This is a genomic window from Actinomadura luteofluorescens, from assembly GCF_013409365.1.
In the GTDB taxonomy this organism is placed as follows: domain Bacteria; phylum Actinomycetota; class Actinomycetes; order Streptosporangiales; family Streptosporangiaceae; genus Spirillospora; species Spirillospora luteofluorescens.
Genome location: NZ_JACCBA010000001.1, coordinates 7,269,391 through 7,289,407, shown reverse-complemented (window position 1 = coordinate 7,289,407; position 20,017 = coordinate 7,269,391). Strand labels below are relative to the sequence as shown.

Sequence of the window (20,017 nt, the reverse complement as noted above, 5' to 3'; positions counted from 1 at the left end):
GTTCGATGGCAACCGAACGGCGTTCTGACTCACGAGGACGGTGTGCGGTGACGACGACGGCACGGGCGACCGAGGACGACCTGTCCGATCTGGCCTTCTGGTCGCTTCCCCCGGACCGGCGGCTGGCGGCGTTCGCGCGGCTGCGCGAGCGGGAGCATCCGGCGTTCTTCCCGGAGCTCAAGCTGCCGTTCATCCGGTCCGGGCGCGGCTACTACGCGCTCACCCGGCACGCGGACGTGGTGGAGGCCAGCCGGACGCCGGAGGTGTTCAGCAGCGAGCCGTGCTCGAACAGCATCGCCGACCTGCCCCGGTACATGGCCCGCTACTTCGGCTCGATGATCAACATGGACGACCCGCGGCACGCCAAGATCCGCCGGATCGTGTCGCGGGCGTTCACCCCGCGCGTCCTCGCCAAGCTGGAGACAGACCTGCAGGCCACCGCGACGCGGATCGTCGACGACCTGGAGCGCAAGGGGTCGGCCGACTTCGTCACCGACGTCGCGGCACGGCTCCCCGTGCAGGTCATCTGCGACATGATGGGCATTCCCGAGCGGGTGCGCCCGATGGTGTACGACCGGACGAACACCATCCTCGGCCTCGGCGACCCCGAGTACACCGGCGGCAGGGACGTGACCCGCGAGGGCATCACCCGGATCGGCGTCCTGTACGGGCTGCTCATGGCGATGTCCGCGGGGTACGAGCTGAACCACCTGGCGATGAAGCTCGCCCGCAGGCGCCGCCGGGACCCCGGCGACGACCTCGTGTCGCGGCTGGTCTCGGCCAACGTGGACGGCGAGTCGCTGACCGACCAGGAGATCGGATCGTTCTTCATCCTGCTCGTCGTGGCCGGGAACGAGACGACCCGCAACGCGATGACGCACGGGCTGAAGCTGTTCACCGACAACCCCGAGCAGCGGGCGCTGTTGATGGAGGACTTCGACGCCCGCGCCCCGGGGGCCGTCGAGGAGATCGTCCGGATGGCGACGCCGGTCATCCAGTTCCGGCGGACCGTGACCCGCGACCACGAGATGAACGGCCAGCGGTACAGGGCGGGCGACAAGGTCCTGCTGTTCTACAACTCCGCGAACCGCGACGCGGAGGTGTTCACCGACCCGGACGTCTTCGACATCACCCGCTCGCCGAACCCGCACGTCGGGTTCGGCGGCCCCGGTCCGCACTTCTGCCTGGGCGCGAACCTGGCCCGGCAGGAGATCACGGTGATGTTCAGGGAGCTGTTCACCCGCGTCCCGGACATCCGGGCGAGCGGCGAGCCGCAGATGCTCTACTCCAACTTCATCAACGGCATCAAGCACCTGCCCTGCACGCTGTGAGCGGCGCGGCTCAGGACGCCGGGCGGCCGGCGGCCCGCGCCGCAGGCGACACCGCGAGGTAGTCGAGCGCCCGCTGCGTCGAGCACACCTGGGACGGATGGTAGTCGCGCCGCAGGTAGGCGCGGCCGGCGGAGATCATGAACCGGTTGCTGGGGAACAGCCCGCGCCGCACCGCCCGACGGTAGTCGCGGATCCGCGGGCGGACGCCCTTCAGCGTCGGATCGGCCCGGCACAGGAACACCGCTCCCGCGTAGACCATGAGCGGCAGCGCGAGGACGCCCAGGAAGAACGCGATGAACCGCATCCAGTACCGCCCGGCCACGTGCTGGTAGACGTCGAACGCGACGGACCGGTGCTCGACCTCCTCGGCGCCGTGCCAGCGCAGCAGGTCCATCATCGTCGGATCGGCGCCCGCCTCGTCCAGTTCGCGGGCGTCCAGGATCCACTGCCCGAGCACCGCCGTGTAGTGCTCGATGCCCGCGATGACGCCGATCCGCACGAACAGCCAGCGCTTGCGGGGCAGGAACGGGATCCAGCACCGGTCGCCGAGGATCCGCCGGAACACCCACTCGATCCGGTCGGTGAGCGGGCCCGGATCGAGGCCCTGATCCCGCATCTGCCGGTCCAGGACGCCCTGGTGGGAGTAGGCGTGCACGGCCTCCTGGCCCATGAAGCCCCTGACCTCGCGGTAGAGGCGCTCGTCGTCGCGGACGAGCGGGAGCGCCTCCTTGTAGACGTGCACGAACCACCGCTCGCCCGCGGGCAGCAGCAGGTGCAGGACGTTGATGAAGTGCGTGGCGACCGGCTCGTCCGGGATCCAGTGCAGCGGCGTGCCCGCCCAGTCGAACCGCACCCGGCGCGGGGCGATCACGGGGTGCCGCTCGTCGATCTCGCTCATCCCGTCTCCTCCCGTGCCGGACCGCGCGCGTCTCACGGCGGCACCAATTAGACCGCCGATCTAATATCTGGAGAGTGCCGGACCCGCGTCAAGGCCCGGCCGGGGTGATCTACGTCGCGGGCGCCAGGACGACGTCGACGGTGAGCGCGGCGGGGGCGTCCTCCAGCGTCAGGTCGGCGATCCGCCCGGCGGCGGCCAGATCGGGACGGGCGATCCACGTCACCTGCGAGCCGCGCACGACCGCGCGGGACACGTCGGCGCGCATCGACGCCCTGGCCTCCGACTTGGCCTTGCGGACCTGCCGGAGCGCCTCGCCCGTGGCCGCGAGGACGGCGGGATCGCCGCCCGACGGCAGCTCGGCGGCGGACGGCCACGAGGCCGTGTGCACCGAACCGTGCCGCCACCACGACCAGACCTCCTCGGTCACGAACGGCAGGACGGGCGCGAACAGGCGCAGCATCACCGACAGCGCGGCGCGCAGCGCCGCGCGCGCGGACAGCGCCTCCGGGCCGTCGCCGTAGGCGCGGGCCTTGACCAGCTCCAGGTAGTCGTCGCAGAACTCCCAGAAGAACCGCTCCGTGCGCTCCAGGGCGCGCGCGTAGTCGTAGCCCTCGAACGCCTCCGTCGCCTCCTCGACGACCCCGGCCAGCGCGGCCAGCATTGCCTTGTCCAGCGGCTCGGTCACCGGCACGTCCGGGGCCGCCTCGCCGAGCCCCAGCACGAACTTCGACGCGTTGAGGATCTTGATGGCGAGGCGGCGGCCGACCTTGATCTGACCGGTGTCGAACGCGGTGTCGGTGCCGGGCCGCCCGCTCGCCGCCCAGTACCGGACGGCGTCGGAGCCGTACTCGCGCAGCAGGTCGATCGGCGTGACGACGTTCCCCTTGGACTTCGACATCTTCTTGCGGTCGGGGTCGAGGATCCACCCGGACAGGGCGGTGCCCTTCCACGGCAGCGAACCGTGCTCCAGGTGCGAGCGCACCACCGTGGAGAACAGCCACGTCCGGATGATGTCGTGCGCCTGCGGCCGCAGGTCGTAGGGGAAGACCCGGGCGAACAGGTCGGCGTCGCGCTCCCAGCCGCCCGCGATCTGCGGGGTCAGCGACGAGGTGGCCCAGGTGTCCATCACGTCGGGGTCGCCGGCGAACCCGCCCGGCCGGCCGCGCTGGCCCTCGGTGTACCCCGGCGGGACGTCCGAGGACGGGTCGACCGGCAGCGCGTCCTCGGCCGGCACGATCGGCTCGGAATACACCGGCTCGCCGGAGTCGTCCAGCCGGTACCACACGGGGATCGGCACCCCGAAGAACCGCTGCCGCGAGATCAGCCAGTCGCCGTTCAGCCCCTCGACCCAGTTCTCGTAACGGGCCCGCATGTAGCCGGGATGCCACTCCAGCTCCCGGCCGCGGGCTAGCAGCTCGGCGCGGACGCCCTCGTCGCGGCCGCCGTTGCGGATGTACCACTGCCGGGTCGTGACGATCTCCAGGGGCTTGTTGCCCTTCTCGTAGAACTTCACCGGCCGGCTGATCTTGCGGGGCTCGCCGTCCAGGTCGCCGGACTCGCGCAGCAGCTCGACGACGCGCTCCTTGGCCGAGAAGACCGTCTTGCCGGCCAGCTCGCCGTACGGCTCCGCCGGGACGCCCTGCGGCGGGTCGGCGGCGAGCCGCCCGTCCCAGTCGATGATCGCGCGGGTCGGCAGGTTCAGCTCGCGCCACCAGACGACGTCCGTGACGTCGCCGAACGTGCAGATCATCGCGATGCCCGAGCCCTTGCCGGGATCGGCCAGCCGGTGCGCGACGACCGGGACGTCCACGCCGAACAGCGGCGTGCGCACGGTCGTGCCGAACAGCTCCTGGTACCGCTCGTCGTCGGGGTGCGCGACCAGCGCGACGCAGGCGGGCAGCAGCTCCGGCCGCGTCGTCTCGATGTAGACGGGACGCCGGTCGCCGTGGAACCGGAGCCGGTGGAACGCGCCGGGGTGCTCGCGGTCCTCCAGCTCGGCCTGCGCGACCGCGGTGCGGAACGTGACGTCCCACAGCGTCGGCGCCTCGGAGACGTACGCCTCGCCGCGGGCCAGGTTGCGCAGGAACGCGCGCTGCGACGCCGTCCGGGCGGTGGCGCCGATGGTGGTGTACAGGTGGTTCCAGTCGACCGACAGGCCGACGCGGCGCCACATCTCCTCGAAGGCCTGCTCGTCGACCTCGGTGAGGCGCTCGCACAGCTCGATGAAGTTGCGCCGCGAGATCGCCTGCTGGCGTTTCGGGTCGGGCCTGGCCGGGGGCTCGAAGTCGGGATCGTAGGGAAGCGACGGATCGCACCGGACACCGAAGTGGTTCTGCACGCGGCGCTCGGTCGGCAGCCCGTTATCGTCCCAGCCCATCGGGTAGAAGACCGCCCGACCGCGCATGCGGTGATACCGGGCGACGGTGTCGGTGTGGGTGTAGGAGAAGACGTGGCCGACGTGGAGGGACCCGCTCACGGTGGGCGGCGGGGTGTCGATCGAGTAGACCTCGGCGCGCGGCCGGGTGCGGTCGAAGCGGTGGACGCCCGCGTCCTCCCAGACGCGTACCCATCTGTCCTCCAGGCCGTCCAGCGAGGGCTTCGGAGGGACGTGCGAAGTACGCGGCTGCTCTGTCATGAGGCCAATCGTATTGACATCGGCCCGGGTCGCATGCCGATTGCCGGCGCCGACGCGGCGATCACCTTCCCCGCCGGGGGCGGGCCGTTCCGGTAGCGTCGGAGACGACAGGACGAGAGAGGACCAACATGGCGGACAAGGGCGACATCGGCTGGCGGGTGATGGCCGGCGCGGCCGCATTCGCGGGCGGCTTCGTCGCGAAGAAAGTCATCACGCTGGCCTGGAAGAAGAGCACCGGCAAGGAGCCCCCGACCAACCCCGAGTCCCCCGACGTGGCGCTGGCCGAGGCGATCGGCTGGGCCGTGGTGATGGGCGTCGGCATGGAGGTCTCGCGGCTGCTCGCCACCCGCGTCGCGGCCCACCAGTGGGCCAAGGGCACCGGCCAGCTCCCGCAGAACCTCAAGGCCGAGGTCTGAGACGTCCCGCGCCGGGGCCCTGAGCCCCGGCCGGTGAAACGCGTCGTGGCCGTTCCCTTCGATGATCGAAGGGAACGGCCACGACGCGTTCTCGTAGGGGCGGGGGGAGACGGTCCGAACGCTCGCGTGCGCCGCCAGGGGGTGGACGGCCCGCTACGGGTCCAGGCGAGGGGGCTGGTCGCCGGGGAGCGGAGGCAGGGAACCGGCGATCTCCCGCAGGTCGTTGCGGACCTTGAGCGCCAGCCCCTTGGTCGCGGAGCGGTTGAGGGCCGCACCGGCCGCGGCGCCGGTGAGCAGGGGGCCCATGGTGGACAGGCTCCGGCCGAAGACGCGGAGCATGCGCCTGCGCAGCGCGCTCTTGGCCGCGGTGCCGAGTGCGCTGGTGAGGGTGCCGCCCTCCAGGGGGTTGATGCCGCGCTGCCGCGCCCAGGACGTCACGAACGCGGCACCGCGCGCGGTGCCGCTGCCCTGGACGCTGACGCCGTACACCTCGTGCAGCTCGGCGATCATCTTCACCTCGATGGCCGCGACGACGAGCGTCTCGGCGGCGAGCTGGGCGGGCGCCGTCAGCAGCAGCGGCGGGGCGGCGAACTCCACCGCGGCCAGCGCGCCCCCCGCGGCGCCGACGGCGGTCGTGGCGTTGCCCGCCGCCTTGACGATCCGGTCGGCGAGCTCCTCGCCCATCAGCCCGTGGTGGTGGGCCTGGAGGGTCTCCAGATCGCGGATCGGGATGTGCGGCGCGGCCGCGATCAGCAGGTCGGCGAGCCACCTGCCGCGCGCGACGCCCGCGGCCCCCACCCTGCGGGCGCTCTGGCCGAGCAGCCTGGCCAGTCGCCCGAGCAGGCGACCGCGGGTCTCGCGGTCCATGTCCTCGTCGGAGGCGAGCCGGCCGATCAGCTCGCCCAGCTCCGTGGAGCCGTCGCCGCGCGCCGGCTCCACCTCGCCATGACGCGGTTCGATCTCTCCTGTCACCCGGCCTCTCCCGTCACGCGCCCTCTTCCCGTCACCGGTGGCCGCCGGTCAGGCGGCGCACTCGCGGCAGACCGGCTGGCCGTTCTTCTCGGTGGCCAGCTGGCTGCGGTGGTGCACCAGGAAGCAGCGCGTGCAGGTGAACTCGTCGGCCTGACGAGGCACCACCCGGAAGGTGAGCTCCTCGTTCGACAGGTCGGCGCCCGGCAGCTCGGCGACCTCGCCGGCGTCCAGGTCCTCGTCGATGATGCTGGCCGCCTTGTCGGCGCGCCGTGCCTGGAGCTCCTGGAGGCTGTCCTCACTCAGGTCGTCGTCTGTCTTGCGTGGGCTGTCGTAGTCGGTCGCCATCTTCTATCTCCATCCCCCTCAGTGCTTTATGCGCCCCGTCGCGCGGATCTAACGCTCGGGGGACCGTTCTTGTGCCCGATCCGGGCGGGAAATTCTGTCACGGTTGGTGACCTGCGACACACGAGGCGCGACCGTTCCCACGAGTGACACCCGTCACCCGACCCTTCCCTCGCACTGTGTCATCCGTCACATGCCCGCCGGGCGACACCGCCCCGTTGCGGGGGCCGTGGCGCCTGCCGGGGTTCCCGCGGCGGCGGGGATCATATCGGTCCCGGAGGCGTTGTGCGCACCGACCGCCCCACAGACGGCGCGGCGCGGCGGGACGGCCCGATCCGTCAGGGCGAACACCGAACCGGATACATCGGTGAAACGTCAGAACTAACGCGATATCGTGCCCGCCTGAGGTTGGGGGCGGACCCCCTGCGGGGTCAGCCCGGCGATCGCCGGCAACGGGGCCCCGCGAGCGGGTCCGGCGCACAATGTCGCGGACATCACTGCGGGTCACTGGAGGGTCAGATGCCGGATGCCGCTCCGCTGGAGCCGGGCGATCCTAGGGCACTCGGACGGTACGAGGTCATCGGACGGTTGGGCGCCGGGGGCCAGGGCGCCGTCTACTTGGGCAAGGCGCCGAACGGCGAGTACGTCGCCGTCAAACTGCTGCACGCGCAGATGGCCAACGATCCGGCCGCGCGTGCCCGCTTCACCCGCGAGGTCGCGGCCGCGCAGAAGGTCGAGCCCTTCTGCACGGCCCGGGTACTGGAGGCCGACGTCCAGGGCGACCAGCCCTACGTCGTCAGCGAGTTCATCGACGGGCCGTCCCTGCACGACGTCGTCGCGCACGACGGGCCGCGGAGCGCGGCGGAGCTGGAGCGGCTCGCGATCGGCACGGTGACCGCGCTCGCGGCCATCCACGAGGCCGGCATCGTGCACCGCGACTTCAAGCCGAACAACGTCATGCTGGCCTCCGACGGCCCGCGCGTCGTCGACTTCGGCATCGCGCGGACGGTCAACTCGCAGGAGAGCGCCGTCACCGCGACGGGCATGGTGGTCGGCACGCCCGGCTACCTGGCGCCCGAGCAGCTCACCGGCGCGCCGCTCACCCCGGCGGTGGACATCTTCGCCTGGGCGGCGACCATGGTGTTCGCCGCCACCGGGCAGTCGCCGTTCGAGGCCGACACGCTGCCGGTCATCATCAACCGGATCCTCAACGAGGAGCCCGACCTGTCGGCGCTGCCCCCGGGCCCGCTGCGCGACCTGATCGGGCGCTGCCTGTCCAAGGACGCGGGCCTGCGCCCGCCCGCGGCGCAGCTGCTGCTGAACCTGCTCGGCCACGTCGGCGCCGCGCCCGCCAACCAGGGCGCCGGGCAGGAGGACCTGCTCAACCAGGGCACCCGGATCGCCTCGCAGCTTCCGCCGCCGCCCCCGGTGCCGCCGGCGCCGCGGCCCCGGCCTCAGCAGCAGCCGATCACCCCGCCGCCGATGCCGCTGCACCAGGGCGGGATGCCCGGCCCGGGCGCGCCGCAGCAGCCGATCACGCCGCCGCCCATGCCGATGTACCAGGGCGGGGCGATGCCGCCTCCGCCGCAGGGCCAGCCGCGGATGCCCATGCCGCCCGGCCCGCAGTACGGCCCGCCGCCGAAGCAGTCCAGCTCCGCCGGACCGATCATCGCGATCGGCTGCGGCGCGCTCGCGCTGATCGTGGTCCTGGTGGTCGTGGTGCTCGCCATCATCGGCGCCAACAGCGACGACGACCCGCCGACGCCGACCTACTCGCCGCCGAACACCTACACGCCGAGCGACACGCCGACCTCGAGCACCACCGGCGGGCTGCTCGGCAACTGGACCGGCAACGGGTACCAGCCGGGCGCCGGATCCGGCCACACGTCCTTCAACGTGAAGTTCTCCCTGCTGTACTCCAGCGGCGTCGCGACGTACACCTACCCGTCCGGCGCCCAGGACACCTGCTACACCCGGCTGTCGCTGCTGTCCGGCGACGAGGACAGCGCGAAGGTCCAGTACCGGGAGACGCCGATGGGGGGGATGGACCCGAAGGAGTGCGCCTCCGGGTACGTCACGTTCGTCCCGTCCTCCGGCGGCACCTCGATGCGGTGGGAGTGGCGCCAGAGCCAGTCCGAGACGAGCGCGACCGCCTACGGGACCGTGTCCAAGTCATGACCGAGACGTCCAACGCATGACCGAGGTCGCCCCCCTCCGCAAGGGCGACCCCTCCCGGCTCGGCGCGTACCGGCTGACCGGCCTCCTCGGCGAGGGCGGGCAGGGCGCCGTTTACCTCGGGGAGGACGAACCGGGCCATCGGGTCGCCGTGAAGCTACTGCACGCGCGCTTCAGCGGCGACCCGAAGGCCCGCTCGCGGTTCGCGGCGGAGGTCGCGGTCGCCAAGCGGGTGTCGGCGTTCTGCACGGCCCGCGTCCTGGACTCCGACGTCGAGGGCGACCGCCCCTACATCGTCAGCGAGTACATCGACGGGCCGGCGCTGTCGCGGGTGCTGGCGCAGGACGGCCCGCGGCGCGGCGCCGACCTGGACCGGCTGGCGATCGGCACGATGACGGCGCTCGCCGCGATCCACCAGGCGGGGGTCGTGCACCGCGACTTCAAGCCCGCCAACGTGCTGCTCGCGCCGGACGGCCCGCGGGTGATCGACTTCGGTATCGCGCGGGCGCTGGACGCCACCGGGACCATGTCCAGCACGGCGATCGGCACCCCCGCCTACATGGCGCCCGAGCAGATCTCCGGGGCGCCGGTGGGGCCGGCCGCCGACGTGTTCGCGTGGGCCGCGACGATGGCGTACGCGGCGAACGGCCGGCCCGCGTTCGGGCAGGACTCGATCCCGGCGGTGATGCACCGCATCCTGAACCTGCCGCCCGACCTCGGCGACCTTCCCGAGCCGCTGCGCGGCATCGTGGCGAACTGCCTCAGCAAGGACCCGGCACTGCGTCCCGCCTCCCAGCAGGTCCTGGCGCACCTGCTGGCGCTGGCGGGCAGCCTTCCGCAGCCGGGCGCCCGGCAGACCGGCGCGCCGGCGCTCACCCAGGACGCGCTGATGCTCACCCAGGGCGCCCAGACGGCGGCCACCGAGTCCGCGCGGCTGCGCTCGCAGGCGCCGCCGCCCTTCCAGGCCGGCCCTCCCGTGCCGCACGCGCCGCCGCCCATGCCGCCGCCCATGCCCGGCGCGGGGTGGCCCTCGCCGACCCAGCCGGTCAACGGGGGCACCCCCGCCACGTGGCCGTCCGTCTCCTCTCCCGGAGTCGACTTCACCAAGCCGTCCGGCAGCGGAAAGGGGCCCCGCGTCGGCGTGCTCGCCAGCGTGGGGGGCGCCGCGCTGGCCGTGCTGGTCCTCGCCGCCGGCGTCGCCTGGGTCCAGTTCCGCGGGGACGGCGCCCAGGGCACGACGGCCACGGGCGGTCGGATCGGCGGGACGCTGCCCGTCGCGATGTCGACGCCGACCGCCACCGACGGCGGGTTCGACCCCTCGCGCGCCCTCAGCGGCACCGAGCGGTTCCTCAGCAAGCAGCTGTTCACCGGCCTCACCGAGGTCGGCGCCGACGGCTCCGCCCGCAACCGGCTCGCGACGGCGATCAGGCCGGACGCCGAATGCCGCAAGTGGACCATCACGCTCAGGAGCGGGACGAGCTTCAGCAACGGCGAGGCCGTCGACGCGCACGCGTTCGCCCGCGGCTGGGCGCGCAGCGCGGCGGACAAGACCGGCCCCGCGTCCTACCTGATGACCGACATCGAGGGGTACTCCTCGGTGTCGGACGCCGGGACCGGGCTGCTGTCGGGGGTCACGGTGGTGTCGGGCACCTCGTTCGAGGTGGCGCTCACCTCCCCCAACTGCGATTTCGCGGACCGGCTGTCCGAACCGGCGTTCATGCCCGTCCCCGAGGAGGCGGGCAAGGTCGACAACGCGGCGTTCAACACCCGTCCCATCGGCAACGGCCCGTTCAAGCTGCGGGAGTACAGCAAGGGCGCGTCGGTCTCGCTCGTCCGCAACGACGGCTGGGCGTTCGGCAAGACCAAGCTGGACGGCGTCACGGTGATGCTGACCGACGACTCCGCCAAGGGCCGCACCGCCTACACGGCGGGGCAGACCGACTGGTACGCGGTGGGCACCGAGGACCTGGCCTCGACCCCGAGGACGGGCCTGGTCTCCCATCCCGCGCCGTTCACCCGGATGCTCGTCCCGATCACCGCCCGGGGCCCGATGGAGTCGAAGGAGGCCCGGCAGGCCGTCTCCTACGCCCTCGACCGGAGCAAGCTCAGCCTGGCGCTCGGCGGTTTCCCCAAGCCCGCGTACGGCATCGTCCCCGCGCCGGTTCCCGGGTTCGGCCGGCGGGGCGCCTGCCCGTCCTGCGACGGGACGGACGCCGAGAAGGCGAAGATGCTGGCCGCGCAGGCCGGACTGAGGACGGGCGGCACCGTCCGGTTGTACTATCGCCAGTCGCCCGTCGACCAGCGCCTCGCCGCGGTCGTCGGCTCGCAACTGAAGTCGGTGCTCGGTCTGCAGGTCGAGATGAAGTCCTACCCCATCTCCGAGTTCACGAAGTACCGCGACGACGTCATGTCCAAGGACGCGTCCGGGCTGGCGTTCCTGCCCTACGGTCCCGACTACCCGGGCGCCTACACGATGCTGTGGCCGCTGCTGGGCGGCGGCGAGGAGAACGCGACGGGCTTCTACAACCTGGGCAAGTGGAGGAACGACACCTTCGACGGGACGATCTCCAGGGCGCTCAGGACGGCGACGCCGGCCGACCGGACCGCCCTGTTCAGGCAGGCCGAGAAGGTGGCGCTGGACGACATGGCCCTCATCCCGCTGCTGAACGACACCCGGGTCGCCATGGTCAGGCCCGGCAAGTACGTCCGGCTGGAGCCGGACTACGACGGCGACCCGACCGCGGCGACCGCCGCGCTGAAGTAGCCGCGGCGACCGCCGCGCTCAGGCGGCCGGCTGGCCCGGTGGGAGGCGGACGGTGACGATCAGTCCGCCGCCCGGACGCGGCGCCGCGTAGACGGCGCCGCGGTGGGCCAGCACCACCGAGCGGACGATCGACAGGCCGAGCCCCGCGCCCTTGGCCGACTCGACGCGGTCGGCGTTCAGCCGCCGGAACGGCTCGAACAGCCGCTCCACCTCGTAGGCGGGCACGACGGGCCCGGTGTTCTCGACCTGGACGGTGGCGTAGCCCTCCAGCATGCCGGTGCGGATCCACAGCTCGCCGCCGTCCTCGACGTTGTGCTTGATCGCGTTCTCGACGAGGTTGGACACCAGGTGCTCCAGCAGCACCGGGTCGCCGAGCGCCGTCCCGGACGTCAACTCGGGGTGGACGGCCACGACGTTGTCGTGCTGGCGGCGGGCCGAATGCTCCAGCACCGTCGCCGCCACCTCCGCCAGGTCGACCGGCGTGCGGGAGGTCAGCTCCCGCTCGCTGCGGGCCAGCAGCAGCAGCCCCTCGATGAGCCGCTCGTGCCGGGCGTTGGTCGCCAGCAGCGTCCGGCCGACGGCGCGCAGGTCGTCGGAGACCTCGGGGTCGCCGAGCGCCACCTCCAGCAGCGTCCGGTTGATCGCGAGCGGGGTGCGCAGCTCGTGCGAGGCGTTCGCGACGAACCGGCGCTGGGTGTCGAACGCCTGCCCGAGCCGCTCCAGCATCGCGTCGAACGTGTCGGCCAGCTCCTTGATCTCGTCGTCCGGGCCCTCCAGCGCGATCCGCTCGTGCAGCGTGCTCTCCGACAGCCGGCGCGCGGTCGTGGTGACCCGCTGCAGGGGGCTGAGCGCCCGGTCGGCGACGAACCAGCCGAGCACCAGCGTGATGACGCCCACCCCGCCGAGCGCGAGCAGCGACCGCCCGACGAGCTGGCGCATCGTCTGCTCGACGAACTGGCGCTGCAGCTCGGCCGCCTCCGCGTCGGTGATCCCGAAGCCGATCACCTTGACGTTGCCGAGGATGTTGGCCATCAGGACCGACATCACGAACAGCAGCAGCGCGCCCGCCATGAAGAACAGCAGCCCGTACAGCAGGGTGAGGCGCAGCCGCACGCTCATCCGGCCCGGCATCACCGTCATCTGGCCGAACGGCCCGCCCGGCTCGCCGCGCCACACGCCCTTCGCCGCGGGGTGCGGCTGGGGGACCTGCTGCGGCCCGGGGCGGCGCCACCGCCCGCCGCGCCGGGCCCCGGCGTCTCCGGCGTCGCCGGGGAGCGCGGTCGGCTGGGTGGCCTGCGCGCCGCCCTCCTGGGGCGGGTTCGGGCGGGCGGTCTCGCCGTCCGTTCCGTCCGGACGGTCCTGGGGTGCGGTCTCCTCGGTCACAGGCGGTATCCCACTCCGGGCACGGTCTCGATCACCGGGGGCTCGCCGAGCTTCTTGCGCAGCGTCATCATCGTGACCCGGACCACGTTGGTGAACGGGTCGATGTGCTCGTCCCACGCCTTCTCCAGCAGGTGCTCGGAGCTGACGACGGCGCCGTCGGCGCTGAGCAGCACCTCCAGCACCGCGAACTCCTTGCGGGTCAGCTCCACGGGGCGGCCGTCGCGCGCGACCTCGCGGCGGGCCGGGTCGAGGGTGATCCCGGCGCGCTCCAGGACGGGCGGCAGCGGCGCGGCGGCGCGCCGGCCGAGGGCCCGGACCCGGGCGATCAGCTCGGCGAACGCGAACGGCTTGGCCAGGTAGTCGTCGGCGCCGATGGACAGGCCCTCGACCTTGTCGTCCAGCTCCCCCGCCGCCGTCAGCATGATGATCCGCGCCGGGTAGCGCTGCGCCACGAGCTGCTTGCAGACGTCGTCGCCGTGCACCTTGGGCAGGTCCCGGTCCAGCACGATCACGTCGTACTCGTTGACGCTCGCCCGGTCCAGCGCGCCGGCGCCGTCGTAGGCCACGTCCACGGCCAGCGTCTCCCGGCGCAGTCCGGTGGCGATCGCGTCGGCGAGCACGCGCTCGTCCTCGACGACTAGAACACGCAAGGGGTCCCCCTCCTCATCGGGGCACGGCCGGCCCCGCGCCCAGAACATGACGCTTCACACATGCCCGCTTCAGATATGCCATGGAGGCCGTAAGACGCCCGTAAGCAGCTGTTCCTCTCCCGGTACGGCAGATCGTGATCTCGCGGACGCAAGGATCCGCGAAAATTGCATCGCAAGTCAGGTTTACCTTCAGCCTAGGCCTGGGTAGGCATGGGCACGATCCGGGAGGAGGCCCATGGGCGAGTTGACACGCATGATCCAGCAGCGGCTCGACGACGCGTACGCGTCGCTGCGGAGCGCCCACCAGGATGGGGACACCTACCTGGCGGACATCCGCCAGGAGGAGATCGACGACCTGCGCCGGATCGCAGCGAACAATGACATCGGCGTCGAACCGCCCCGCTGCGACTGACCCCGCCGTCGCAAGGCGCTGTCCGTGACGGGGAGCCCGGGACCCGGTCCCGGGCTCCCCGTCGCGGTCTCCGCCCTCCCGCGTCAGTCCCTGGCCGGGTCCAGCGGGGCCAGCAGGTCGTGCAGGGCCTCGAAGGTGCCGGGGCCGGCGGCGATCGTCAGCTCCGGGCCGGGGGCCGCTCCGTGCAGCCCCTCGACGCGCCCGCCCGCCTCCCGGACGATCAGCCCGCCGGCGGCGATGTCCCACGCCTGCACGCCGCGCTCGTAGTAGGCGTCCGCCCGCCCGGCCGCGAGGGAGCACAGGTCCACGCAGCACGACCCGCCCCGGCGGATGTCGCGGATGTTCGGCAGCACCCCGGTGAGCACCTCCGCCTGCCGCGCCCGCCGTCCCGCCTCGTAGCCGAACCCGGTGGACACAAGCGCCCGGCCGAGCGGGACGTGCGCGTTCACGCGGAGCTCGCGCGTGCCGGACGCCGTGTGCTGGAGGGCGCCGCCGCCGAGCACCGCCGTGTAGGTCTCCTCCCGGCGCGGGATCTCCACCACGCCGGCGACGGCCTCGCCGTCGACCTCGGCGGCGATGCTGACCGCCCAGTCGGGCAGGTCGTAGAGGTAGTTGACGGTGCCGTCGATCGGGTCGACCACCCACCGCACGCCGCTCCCGCCGGCCTGGGTGCCGCCCTCCTCGCCGAGGAAGCCGTCGCCGGGGCGCACCGCCCTGATCCGCTCGATGACGAGGCGTTCGGCGGCGCGGTCCATCTGGGTGACGACGTCGGTCGGCGACGACTTGGTCTGGACGACGTCCGGGCCGTCCGCGGGCCGCTTGTCGACCAGCATCCGGCCCGCCTCGCGGGCGGTCGCCACGGCCAGCTCCAGCAGCTCCTCGGCCAGGCTCATGAGGCCCCTTCCAGGAGGTGGCGGGGCAGGGCGGCGAAGCGCGGGTCGCTTCCGGGCGTGCCGGCGCGCTCGTACGCGAGCCCGAGCTCGGCGGCCAGGTCCGCGGCCTCGACGTCGAGGTCGTACTTGACCTCCATGTGGTCGGAGACGAACCCGATCGGCACGACCGCCACGGCGCGCACGCCCCGGCCGTGCAGCTCCTCCAGGTGGTCGGTGATCTGCGGCTCCAGCCACGGCTGGCTCGGCGGCCCGCTCCGGCTCTGGTACACCAGGTCCCACGGCGCCCCGGGCGCCGCCCGCTGCGCGACCGCCTGCGCGGCGGCGTGAAGCTCCGCGGTGTACAGCTCCCGGCCCGGCTGGGACAGCGGCACGCTGTGGGCCGTGAAGACCAGCCGTGCGCCCTCGGGCAGGCGGCTCAGCGCGTCCTTCGCCGCGTCCGCGAACGGCTCGATGAAGCCGGGCCGGTCCGCGTAGACGGGAAGCTTGTCGATCTCGGGGGCACCGGGCACCTCGTCGCGGGCGCGGGCGATGTCCTCGAGGTACTGGTCGTTCGTCGAGTAGCCGCTGTAGGCGGACGTGGCGAACGCGGCGGCGCGCCGGATCCCGTCCTCCTTCATCTGCCGGACGGTGTCGGCGAGATAGGGGGTCCAGTTCCGGTTGCCCCAGTACACGGGCAGGTCCACGCCGTTGGCGGCGAAGTCGGCCTCGATCGCGGCCTTGAGGTCCCGGCACTGCTGGTTGATCGGACTGACCCCTCCGAACAGGAAGTAGTGCTCTCCCACCTCCTCCAGGCGCTCCTTGGGGATGTTGCGTCCCCTGGTGACGTTCTCCAGGAACGGGATCACCTCTTCGGGCCCTTCAGGCCCTCCGAAGGACAGCAGAAGCAACGCGTCATACGACGTCATGCGTCCATCCAATCAGCCCCGGACCCGATCCCCCGCCAGGGGTGCTCACTCGTAGCGCGCCGAGTAGGCCCTCGCCAGGTTGAGCACCTTCTGGACGTACCAGTCCGCGTGGTTGTACTGCCAGACCGCCCGGTAGAGCTGCTGCCCGCCCCTGCCGGCGCCGTTCGCGCACAGGTACTTGGCGGCCCCCGGGATGGCGTCGTAGGGGTTCATGATGTCGGCCTTGCCGTCGCGGTCGCCGTCCACCCCGTACGCCTTCCACGTCGAGGGCAGGAACTGCATCGGGCCGAGCGCGCCCGCGCTGGAGCGGCCGGCGTTGCGCCCGTGGTCGCTCTCTACCTGGCCGATCGCGGCGAGGACCGTCCAGGACAGGCCGCGGCAACTCCCGGCCGCCTGCTTGTAGAGGTCCAGGTAGCTGCCTGGGCGGCCGCCGTCCGCGGGCGTCTGGTACTTGCGCTCGTGCAGGTTCAGCACGCTCGTGCCGGGGCCGAGGACCCTGCCGACGGCCTTGACGACCTTGGCGGGGTCCACCCCGGGCGCGTTGACGAGGACCGCCACGTTGGGGACGAGCCCCATGTCCTCCCCGGACTTCCTGCTGACGAGCATGTCGATGCCGGGCAGGCCGAGCGGGCCGGAGCCGCCCATGGTCAGCTTCGGCATCGTCCGCGCCACCACGGGGTACTGGTAGCCGCGGTTGAGCTGGAGCTGCTGCGCGGCCGCGGGCGAGACCACGAACTGGTTCCCGGCCAGGGCGGCCCACAGGTCGGTCTTCTTCGCCGTCGCGGGCGGCGTCCAGGAGCGGAACGACGACGGGTCGACGGCGAGCGCGTTCACCTGGCGGCCCTGGAGCTGGACGGCGCCGCCCGCGACGGCCGCCACGTCCCCGACCCTGCCGAGCCTCGCGATCCGGTTGATCTTGGCGGCGGGGATCGAGCCGGTGCCGACGGCGAGCACGTCGGGCGGCACGACGCGGCGCAGCGGCGCGACCTGGCCGCCGGTGGCCACGTTGACGGGGTCACCCGGCCGGACGTTCGGCGGCGCCGCCTCCTGCGGCGAGCCGGCCCCCGCCGGATCCGCCTTCTCCGTGGTCAGCGCCGCGTAGACGCCGCCGGAGGTGCTGGCGACGGCCAGCACGGCGATCCCGCCGATGAGGAACGGCAGGGCCCGGCCGCCCCGTGCGCCCCCTCCTCGCGGAGCCCGCTTCTTCTTCTCGGGCCGCGGCCGCTGCGGACGGGCGGCGGGCGCCTCACCGCCGGCGATCGCGCCGGCGCGCGGAGCTGAAGGAGGAGCCACAACATTTCCCCACGAGTCTCGCTACGGACGGTTAGCCTGCCGTGGTTACCGGATCGTACGGTATCGCCGACTCTGTGCCCCCGCTCGGGCCGTCCAAAAATGTGAACTTTCCTCACGATCGATTCCTGAGTAGAGTCACCGCATGTCCCCAGTGACCAACCAGACGTGGCAGAACTGGGCGGGAAACCAGCAGGCCACGCCGCATCGCGTCGCCACGCCGCGCAGTGCCGCCGAGGTGGCCGCCGAGGTCCGGTCGGCCGCCGGCGACGGCCTCACGATCCGCATGACCGGCACCGGGCACTCCTTCACCGGGGCCGCCGTCGCCGAGGGCGTCCTGCTCCGTCCCACCGCGCTCACCGCGGTCCGCTCCGTCGACACCGCGACGGGGCTCGTCACCGTCGAGGCGGGCCTGCCGCTGCACACGTTCAACCGCGTTCTGGACGAGCACGGCCTCGCCCTCGCCAACATGGGCGACATCCAGGAGCAGACCGTCGCGGGCGCCTTGCAGACCGCCACGCACGGAACCGGGCGCGACGCGGCCGGGCTCGCCTCCCAGGTCGCCGCCCTGGAACTCGTCCTCGCCGACGGCACCATGACGAATTGCTCGCGCGAGGAACGTCCCGACCTGTTCGCCGCGGCCCTCGCCGGGCTCGGCGCGCTCGGCGTCGTCACCGCCATCACCTGGCGGACCGTCCCGGCGTTCCTCCTGCGCGCGCAGGAGGCCCCGATGAAATGGGACGAGGTGCTCGCGCGCGTGGACGAGTTCGACGCCGCCAACGAGCACTTCGAGTTCTACTGGTTCCCGCACACCGAGGGCTGCCTGACCAAACGCAACAACCGTGTCGAGGGCCCCGCGGAACCTCTGTCGAAGTTCAAGCACTGGCTGGACGACCAGTTCCTGTCCAACACCGTCTTCGGGGCGGTCAACAGAGTCACCCACAGGGCACCCGCTTCGGCCCCCTTCGTGAACGGCATCTCCGCCAAGGCGCTCGGGGCCCGCACCTACAGCGACACCTCGTACAAGGTCTTCACCAGCCCTCGCACGGTCCGCTTCAAGGAGCAGGAGTACGGGATCCCGCGCGAGGCGCTCGTCCCCGCCCTGCGCGAACTCCGCTCACTGTTCACCAAGGGCGACTGGCAGATCAGCTTCCCCATCGAGGTCCGGCTGCTTCCGTCCGAGGACGCCTGGCTGTCCATGGCGCACGGACGGCCGAGCGCGTTCATCGCCGTGCACGTCTACCACCGCGACCCGCACGAGGACTACTTCCGCGGCGTCGAAGACCTCCTGACCGGGCTCGACGGCCGCCCGCACTGGGGCAAGCTCCACACCCGCGACGCCGCCTACCTGCAGAAGGTGTATCCCCGGTTCGACGACTTCCGCGCCCTGCGCGACGAACTGGACCCGGACCGCCGCTTCGCCAACCCCTACACCAGGCAGATCTTCGGCGAGTAGCCGTATCTCACAGTCCCGGCCCACTTCGCTCGCCTGGCGGCTCCCTACGTGACCGACCCTGGGCGAACGCGGCATCGCTTCGCGATCTGCCCGGTTCCACTCGCCTCCGGCCTCGCTCCACCGGCCAGGAAACGCGTTCGCGCGTGACCGAGGCCACTTCGAACCGACCCCAGCCAGCCGTGCCCGGCCGGCCGGGGGTCAGTCGCCGGGGGTGGTGCCGCTCTGCGGGGTGGGGACGCCCTGGCCGCCGTCCTGCGGGCCTCCGGTGGTCGCCGGGGCCTCCGGGGTCGTCGGGGCCGTCGTCGGCGGCGCGGTCGTGGGGTCCTGTGTCGGGCGCTCGGTCGGCTCCGACGACGGCTGCGGCGCCGTCGAGCCCGGTCCTCCGGTGGGCGACCCGCCCGTCGGCGTGCCGCTCGGCGAGGAGCCGGGCTGCTCGGTGGTGCCTTCGGAGGGGCCCTGCGAAGGCGTGTCGGCCGGCCGTCCGCCGCCCCCGCCGTCGAGGACCTTGGTGACGGTCAGGCCCTTGCCGCCCCCGCCGCCGACCGGCTGGCCGGTGCTCGCCTCGTAGAGCGTGATCCCGCCGATGACGACCGCGAACACCGCCGCCGAGGAGACCACCAGCTTCACCCAGTGCGCCCTGGCCCACTCCACCGTGCCCTGCCACGCCGAGCGGCGGACGACCTGGCGCACCGCGTCCTCGCCCGCCTCCTCGGCGAACGCGGCGGCCACCGTCTGCGCCGGGTCCAGGCGGGTGGCGTTGGGGTCACCGCCGGGGTCGACGCGCGTGGCGTTCGGGTCGCCCCCGCCGAACACGGGGTCGAGCCGGGTCGCGCCGGGATCGCCGGACCACACCACGGTCCGGGTGGGATCGGCGCTCCTCGCCTCCTCCGCCGCCCCCTCGGCCATGTCCCGCCGCCGGACCGCCGACTGCAGGTGCGTCATCTCCCTGATCTGCTCGCGGCCCTGGTCGAGGTAGTGCTTGCCGACCGCCGACCCCGCCGTCGAGATCACGCTCATCAGCGCCGCGCCGATGATCGTCCCGTACACGCCCAGGTAGGACGCGCCCAGGGCGGCGACCGCCGTCGCCACCGCACTCGCGATCAGCTGCGTCGTGCTCACGTCCGGCAGCTTGCGCGGCATCGCCCTGCTCACCCCTGTCTCTCGCCACGGACACCCCCGAAAGTGAACTGATCGGGAGGACGCGGGTGTTCCTGCCCACGACGTGACGCTCGCAACGTCGAGGCGGCGGAAGGTTCGCGGGCCCGTCAGGAACGGTGTGGAAAAGGATGGACAAGAATCGAGCAGAGCGGCCCCCCGCCGGTCGCGGCACCGGCAAGCTTGGTCAGGTGCCCTCTTCGACCTCGTGAAGAGGGCTTCGAGAGCGGCGATGTTCGGACATGCCGGGTACGGTGCTGGCAGCAGGTGTGTCCGAAAGAGAGACTCGGGAACCCGGGGGAAGGGCACGCATGCGCCCTCGGTGGGCATCGGACGGCCG

Annotated in this window: 16 protein-coding genes; 6 read left to right on the top strand and 10 right to left on the bottom strand. The window is 72.6% G+C overall.

Annotation, left to right across the window (positions count from 1 at the left end; genetic code table 11):
* Window positions 1–5 precede the first annotated feature (5 nt).
* On the top strand, window positions 6–1,331 hold the full coding sequence (locus BJY14_RS33805; protein ID WP_179847316.1) for a cytochrome P450: 1,326 nt from the start codon (window positions 6–8) through the stop codon (window positions 1,329–1,331).
* A gap of 10 nt (window positions 1,332–1,341) precedes the next feature.
* On the opposite strand, the gene BJY14_RS33800 is transcribed toward BJY14_RS33805, so the two are convergent.
* Together BJY14_RS33800 and valS are read right to left on the bottom strand one after the other, a co-directional pair.
* Complete coding sequence (locus tag BJY14_RS33800; protein ID WP_179847315.1) at window positions 1,342–2,229, bottom strand: metal-dependent hydrolase; 888 nt, start codon at window positions 2,227–2,229, stop codon at window positions 1,342–1,344.
* A 109-nt stretch (window positions 2,230–2,338) separates the two neighbouring features.
* Entirely contained in the window at window positions 2,339–4,864 is a 2,526-nt protein-coding gene (gene valS, locus BJY14_RS33795; RefSeq protein ID WP_179847314.1) for a valine--tRNA ligase, read from the bottom strand.
* 128 nt (window positions 4,865–4,992) lie between these two features.
* On the opposite strand from valS, the gene BJY14_RS33790 reads away from it, so the two are divergent.
* A complete protein-coding gene (locus BJY14_RS33790) occupies window positions 4,993–5,280 on the top strand; it encodes a DUF4235 domain-containing protein (RefSeq protein ID WP_179847313.1) in 288 nt (95 codons plus the stop codon).
* Window positions 5,281–5,433: 153 nt separating this feature from the next.
* Here the strand turns inward: BJY14_RS33790 and BJY14_RS33785 are convergent, their stop codons facing one another.
* Both BJY14_RS33785 and BJY14_RS33780 read right to left on the bottom strand, forming a co-directional pair.
* On the bottom strand, window positions 5,434–6,252 hold the full coding sequence (locus tag BJY14_RS33785; RefSeq protein ID WP_312879517.1) for a hypothetical protein: 819 nt from the start codon (window positions 6,250–6,252) through the stop codon (window positions 5,434–5,436).
* A 48-nt stretch (window positions 6,253–6,300) separates the two neighbouring features.
* Window positions 6,301–6,597 (bottom strand): DUF4193 domain-containing protein, encoded by a 297-nt coding sequence (locus BJY14_RS33780; protein ID WP_117404125.1) that lies wholly within the window; start codon window positions 6,595–6,597, stop codon window positions 6,301–6,303.
* 516 nt (window positions 6,598–7,113) lie between these two features.
* On the opposite strand from BJY14_RS33780, the gene BJY14_RS33775 reads away from it, so the two are divergent.
* The gene (locus BJY14_RS33775; protein WP_179847312.1) at window positions 7,114–8,772 is read left to right on the top strand and encodes a serine/threonine protein kinase; all 1,659 of its coding nucleotides are present in this window, start codon (window positions 7,114–7,116) and stop codon (window positions 8,770–8,772) included.
* A gap of 16 nt (window positions 8,773–8,788) precedes the next feature.
* Window positions 8,789–11,533, top strand: coding sequence for an ABC transporter substrate-binding protein (locus BJY14_RS33770; RefSeq protein WP_179847311.1), 2,745 nt, complete (start codon window positions 8,789–8,791; stop codon window positions 11,531–11,533).
* 18 nt (window positions 11,534–11,551) lie between these two features.
* On the opposite strand, the gene BJY14_RS33765 is transcribed toward BJY14_RS33770, so the two are convergent.
* Together BJY14_RS33765 and BJY14_RS33760 are read right to left on the bottom strand one after the other, a co-directional pair.
* Window positions 11,552–12,916 carry a sensor histidine kinase gene (locus BJY14_RS33765; RefSeq protein WP_312879516.1) on the bottom strand — a complete coding sequence of 455 codons (1,365 nt, stop codon included), beginning with the start codon at window positions 12,914–12,916 and terminating at the stop codon, window positions 11,552–11,554.
* Entirely contained in the window at window positions 12,913–13,566 is a 654-nt protein-coding gene (locus BJY14_RS33760) for a response regulator transcription factor (RefSeq protein ID WP_179847310.1), read from the bottom strand. Before BJY14_RS33760 ends, BJY14_RS33765 begins: the two co-directional genes overlap by 4 nt.
* Before the next feature lie 235 nt (window positions 13,567–13,801).
* Here BJY14_RS33760 and BJY14_RS33755 point away from each other — a divergent pair, with 235 nt between their 5' ends.
* Complete coding sequence (locus tag BJY14_RS33755) at window positions 13,802–13,978, top strand: hypothetical protein (RefSeq protein ID WP_179836393.1); 177 nt, start codon at window positions 13,802–13,804, stop codon at window positions 13,976–13,978.
* Between the two features lie 83 nt (window positions 13,979–14,061).
* Here BJY14_RS33755 and BJY14_RS33750 read toward each other — a convergent pair whose 3' ends face one another.
* From BJY14_RS33750 to BJY14_RS47460, 3 genes are read right to left on the bottom strand one after another with little or no spacing between them, the layout of a single operon-like run.
* The gene (locus BJY14_RS33750; protein WP_179847309.1) at window positions 14,062–14,871 is read right to left on the bottom strand and encodes an inositol monophosphatase family protein; all 810 of its coding nucleotides are present in this window, start codon (window positions 14,869–14,871) and stop codon (window positions 14,062–14,064) included.
* The gene (locus BJY14_RS33745) at window positions 14,868–15,776 is read right to left on the bottom strand and encodes a ferrochelatase (RefSeq protein WP_179847308.1); all 909 of its coding nucleotides are present in this window, start codon (window positions 15,774–15,776) and stop codon (window positions 14,868–14,870) included. The genes BJY14_RS33750 and BJY14_RS33745 overlap by 4 nt, the downstream gene beginning before the upstream one ends.
* 45 nt (window positions 15,777–15,821) lie before the next feature.
* Window positions 15,822–17,069 (bottom strand): lytic transglycosylase domain-containing protein, encoded by a 1,248-nt coding sequence (locus BJY14_RS47460; RefSeq protein ID WP_312879515.1) that lies wholly within the window; start codon window positions 17,067–17,069, stop codon window positions 15,822–15,824.
* A 142-nt stretch (window positions 17,070–17,211) separates the two neighbouring features.
* Between BJY14_RS47460 and BJY14_RS33735 the strand changes: the two genes are divergently transcribed.
* The gene (locus BJY14_RS33735; protein WP_179847307.1) at window positions 17,212–18,522 is read left to right on the top strand and encodes a D-arabinono-1,4-lactone oxidase; all 1,311 of its coding nucleotides are present in this window, start codon (window positions 17,212–17,214) and stop codon (window positions 18,520–18,522) included.
* Between the two features lie 198 nt (window positions 18,523–18,720).
* On the opposite strand, the gene BJY14_RS33730 is transcribed toward BJY14_RS33735, so the two are convergent.
* The gene (locus BJY14_RS33730) at window positions 18,721–19,674 is read right to left on the bottom strand and encodes a hypothetical protein (protein WP_218905706.1); all 954 of its coding nucleotides are present in this window, start codon (window positions 19,672–19,674) and stop codon (window positions 18,721–18,723) included.
* Window positions 19,675–20,017: the final 343 nt, after the last annotated feature.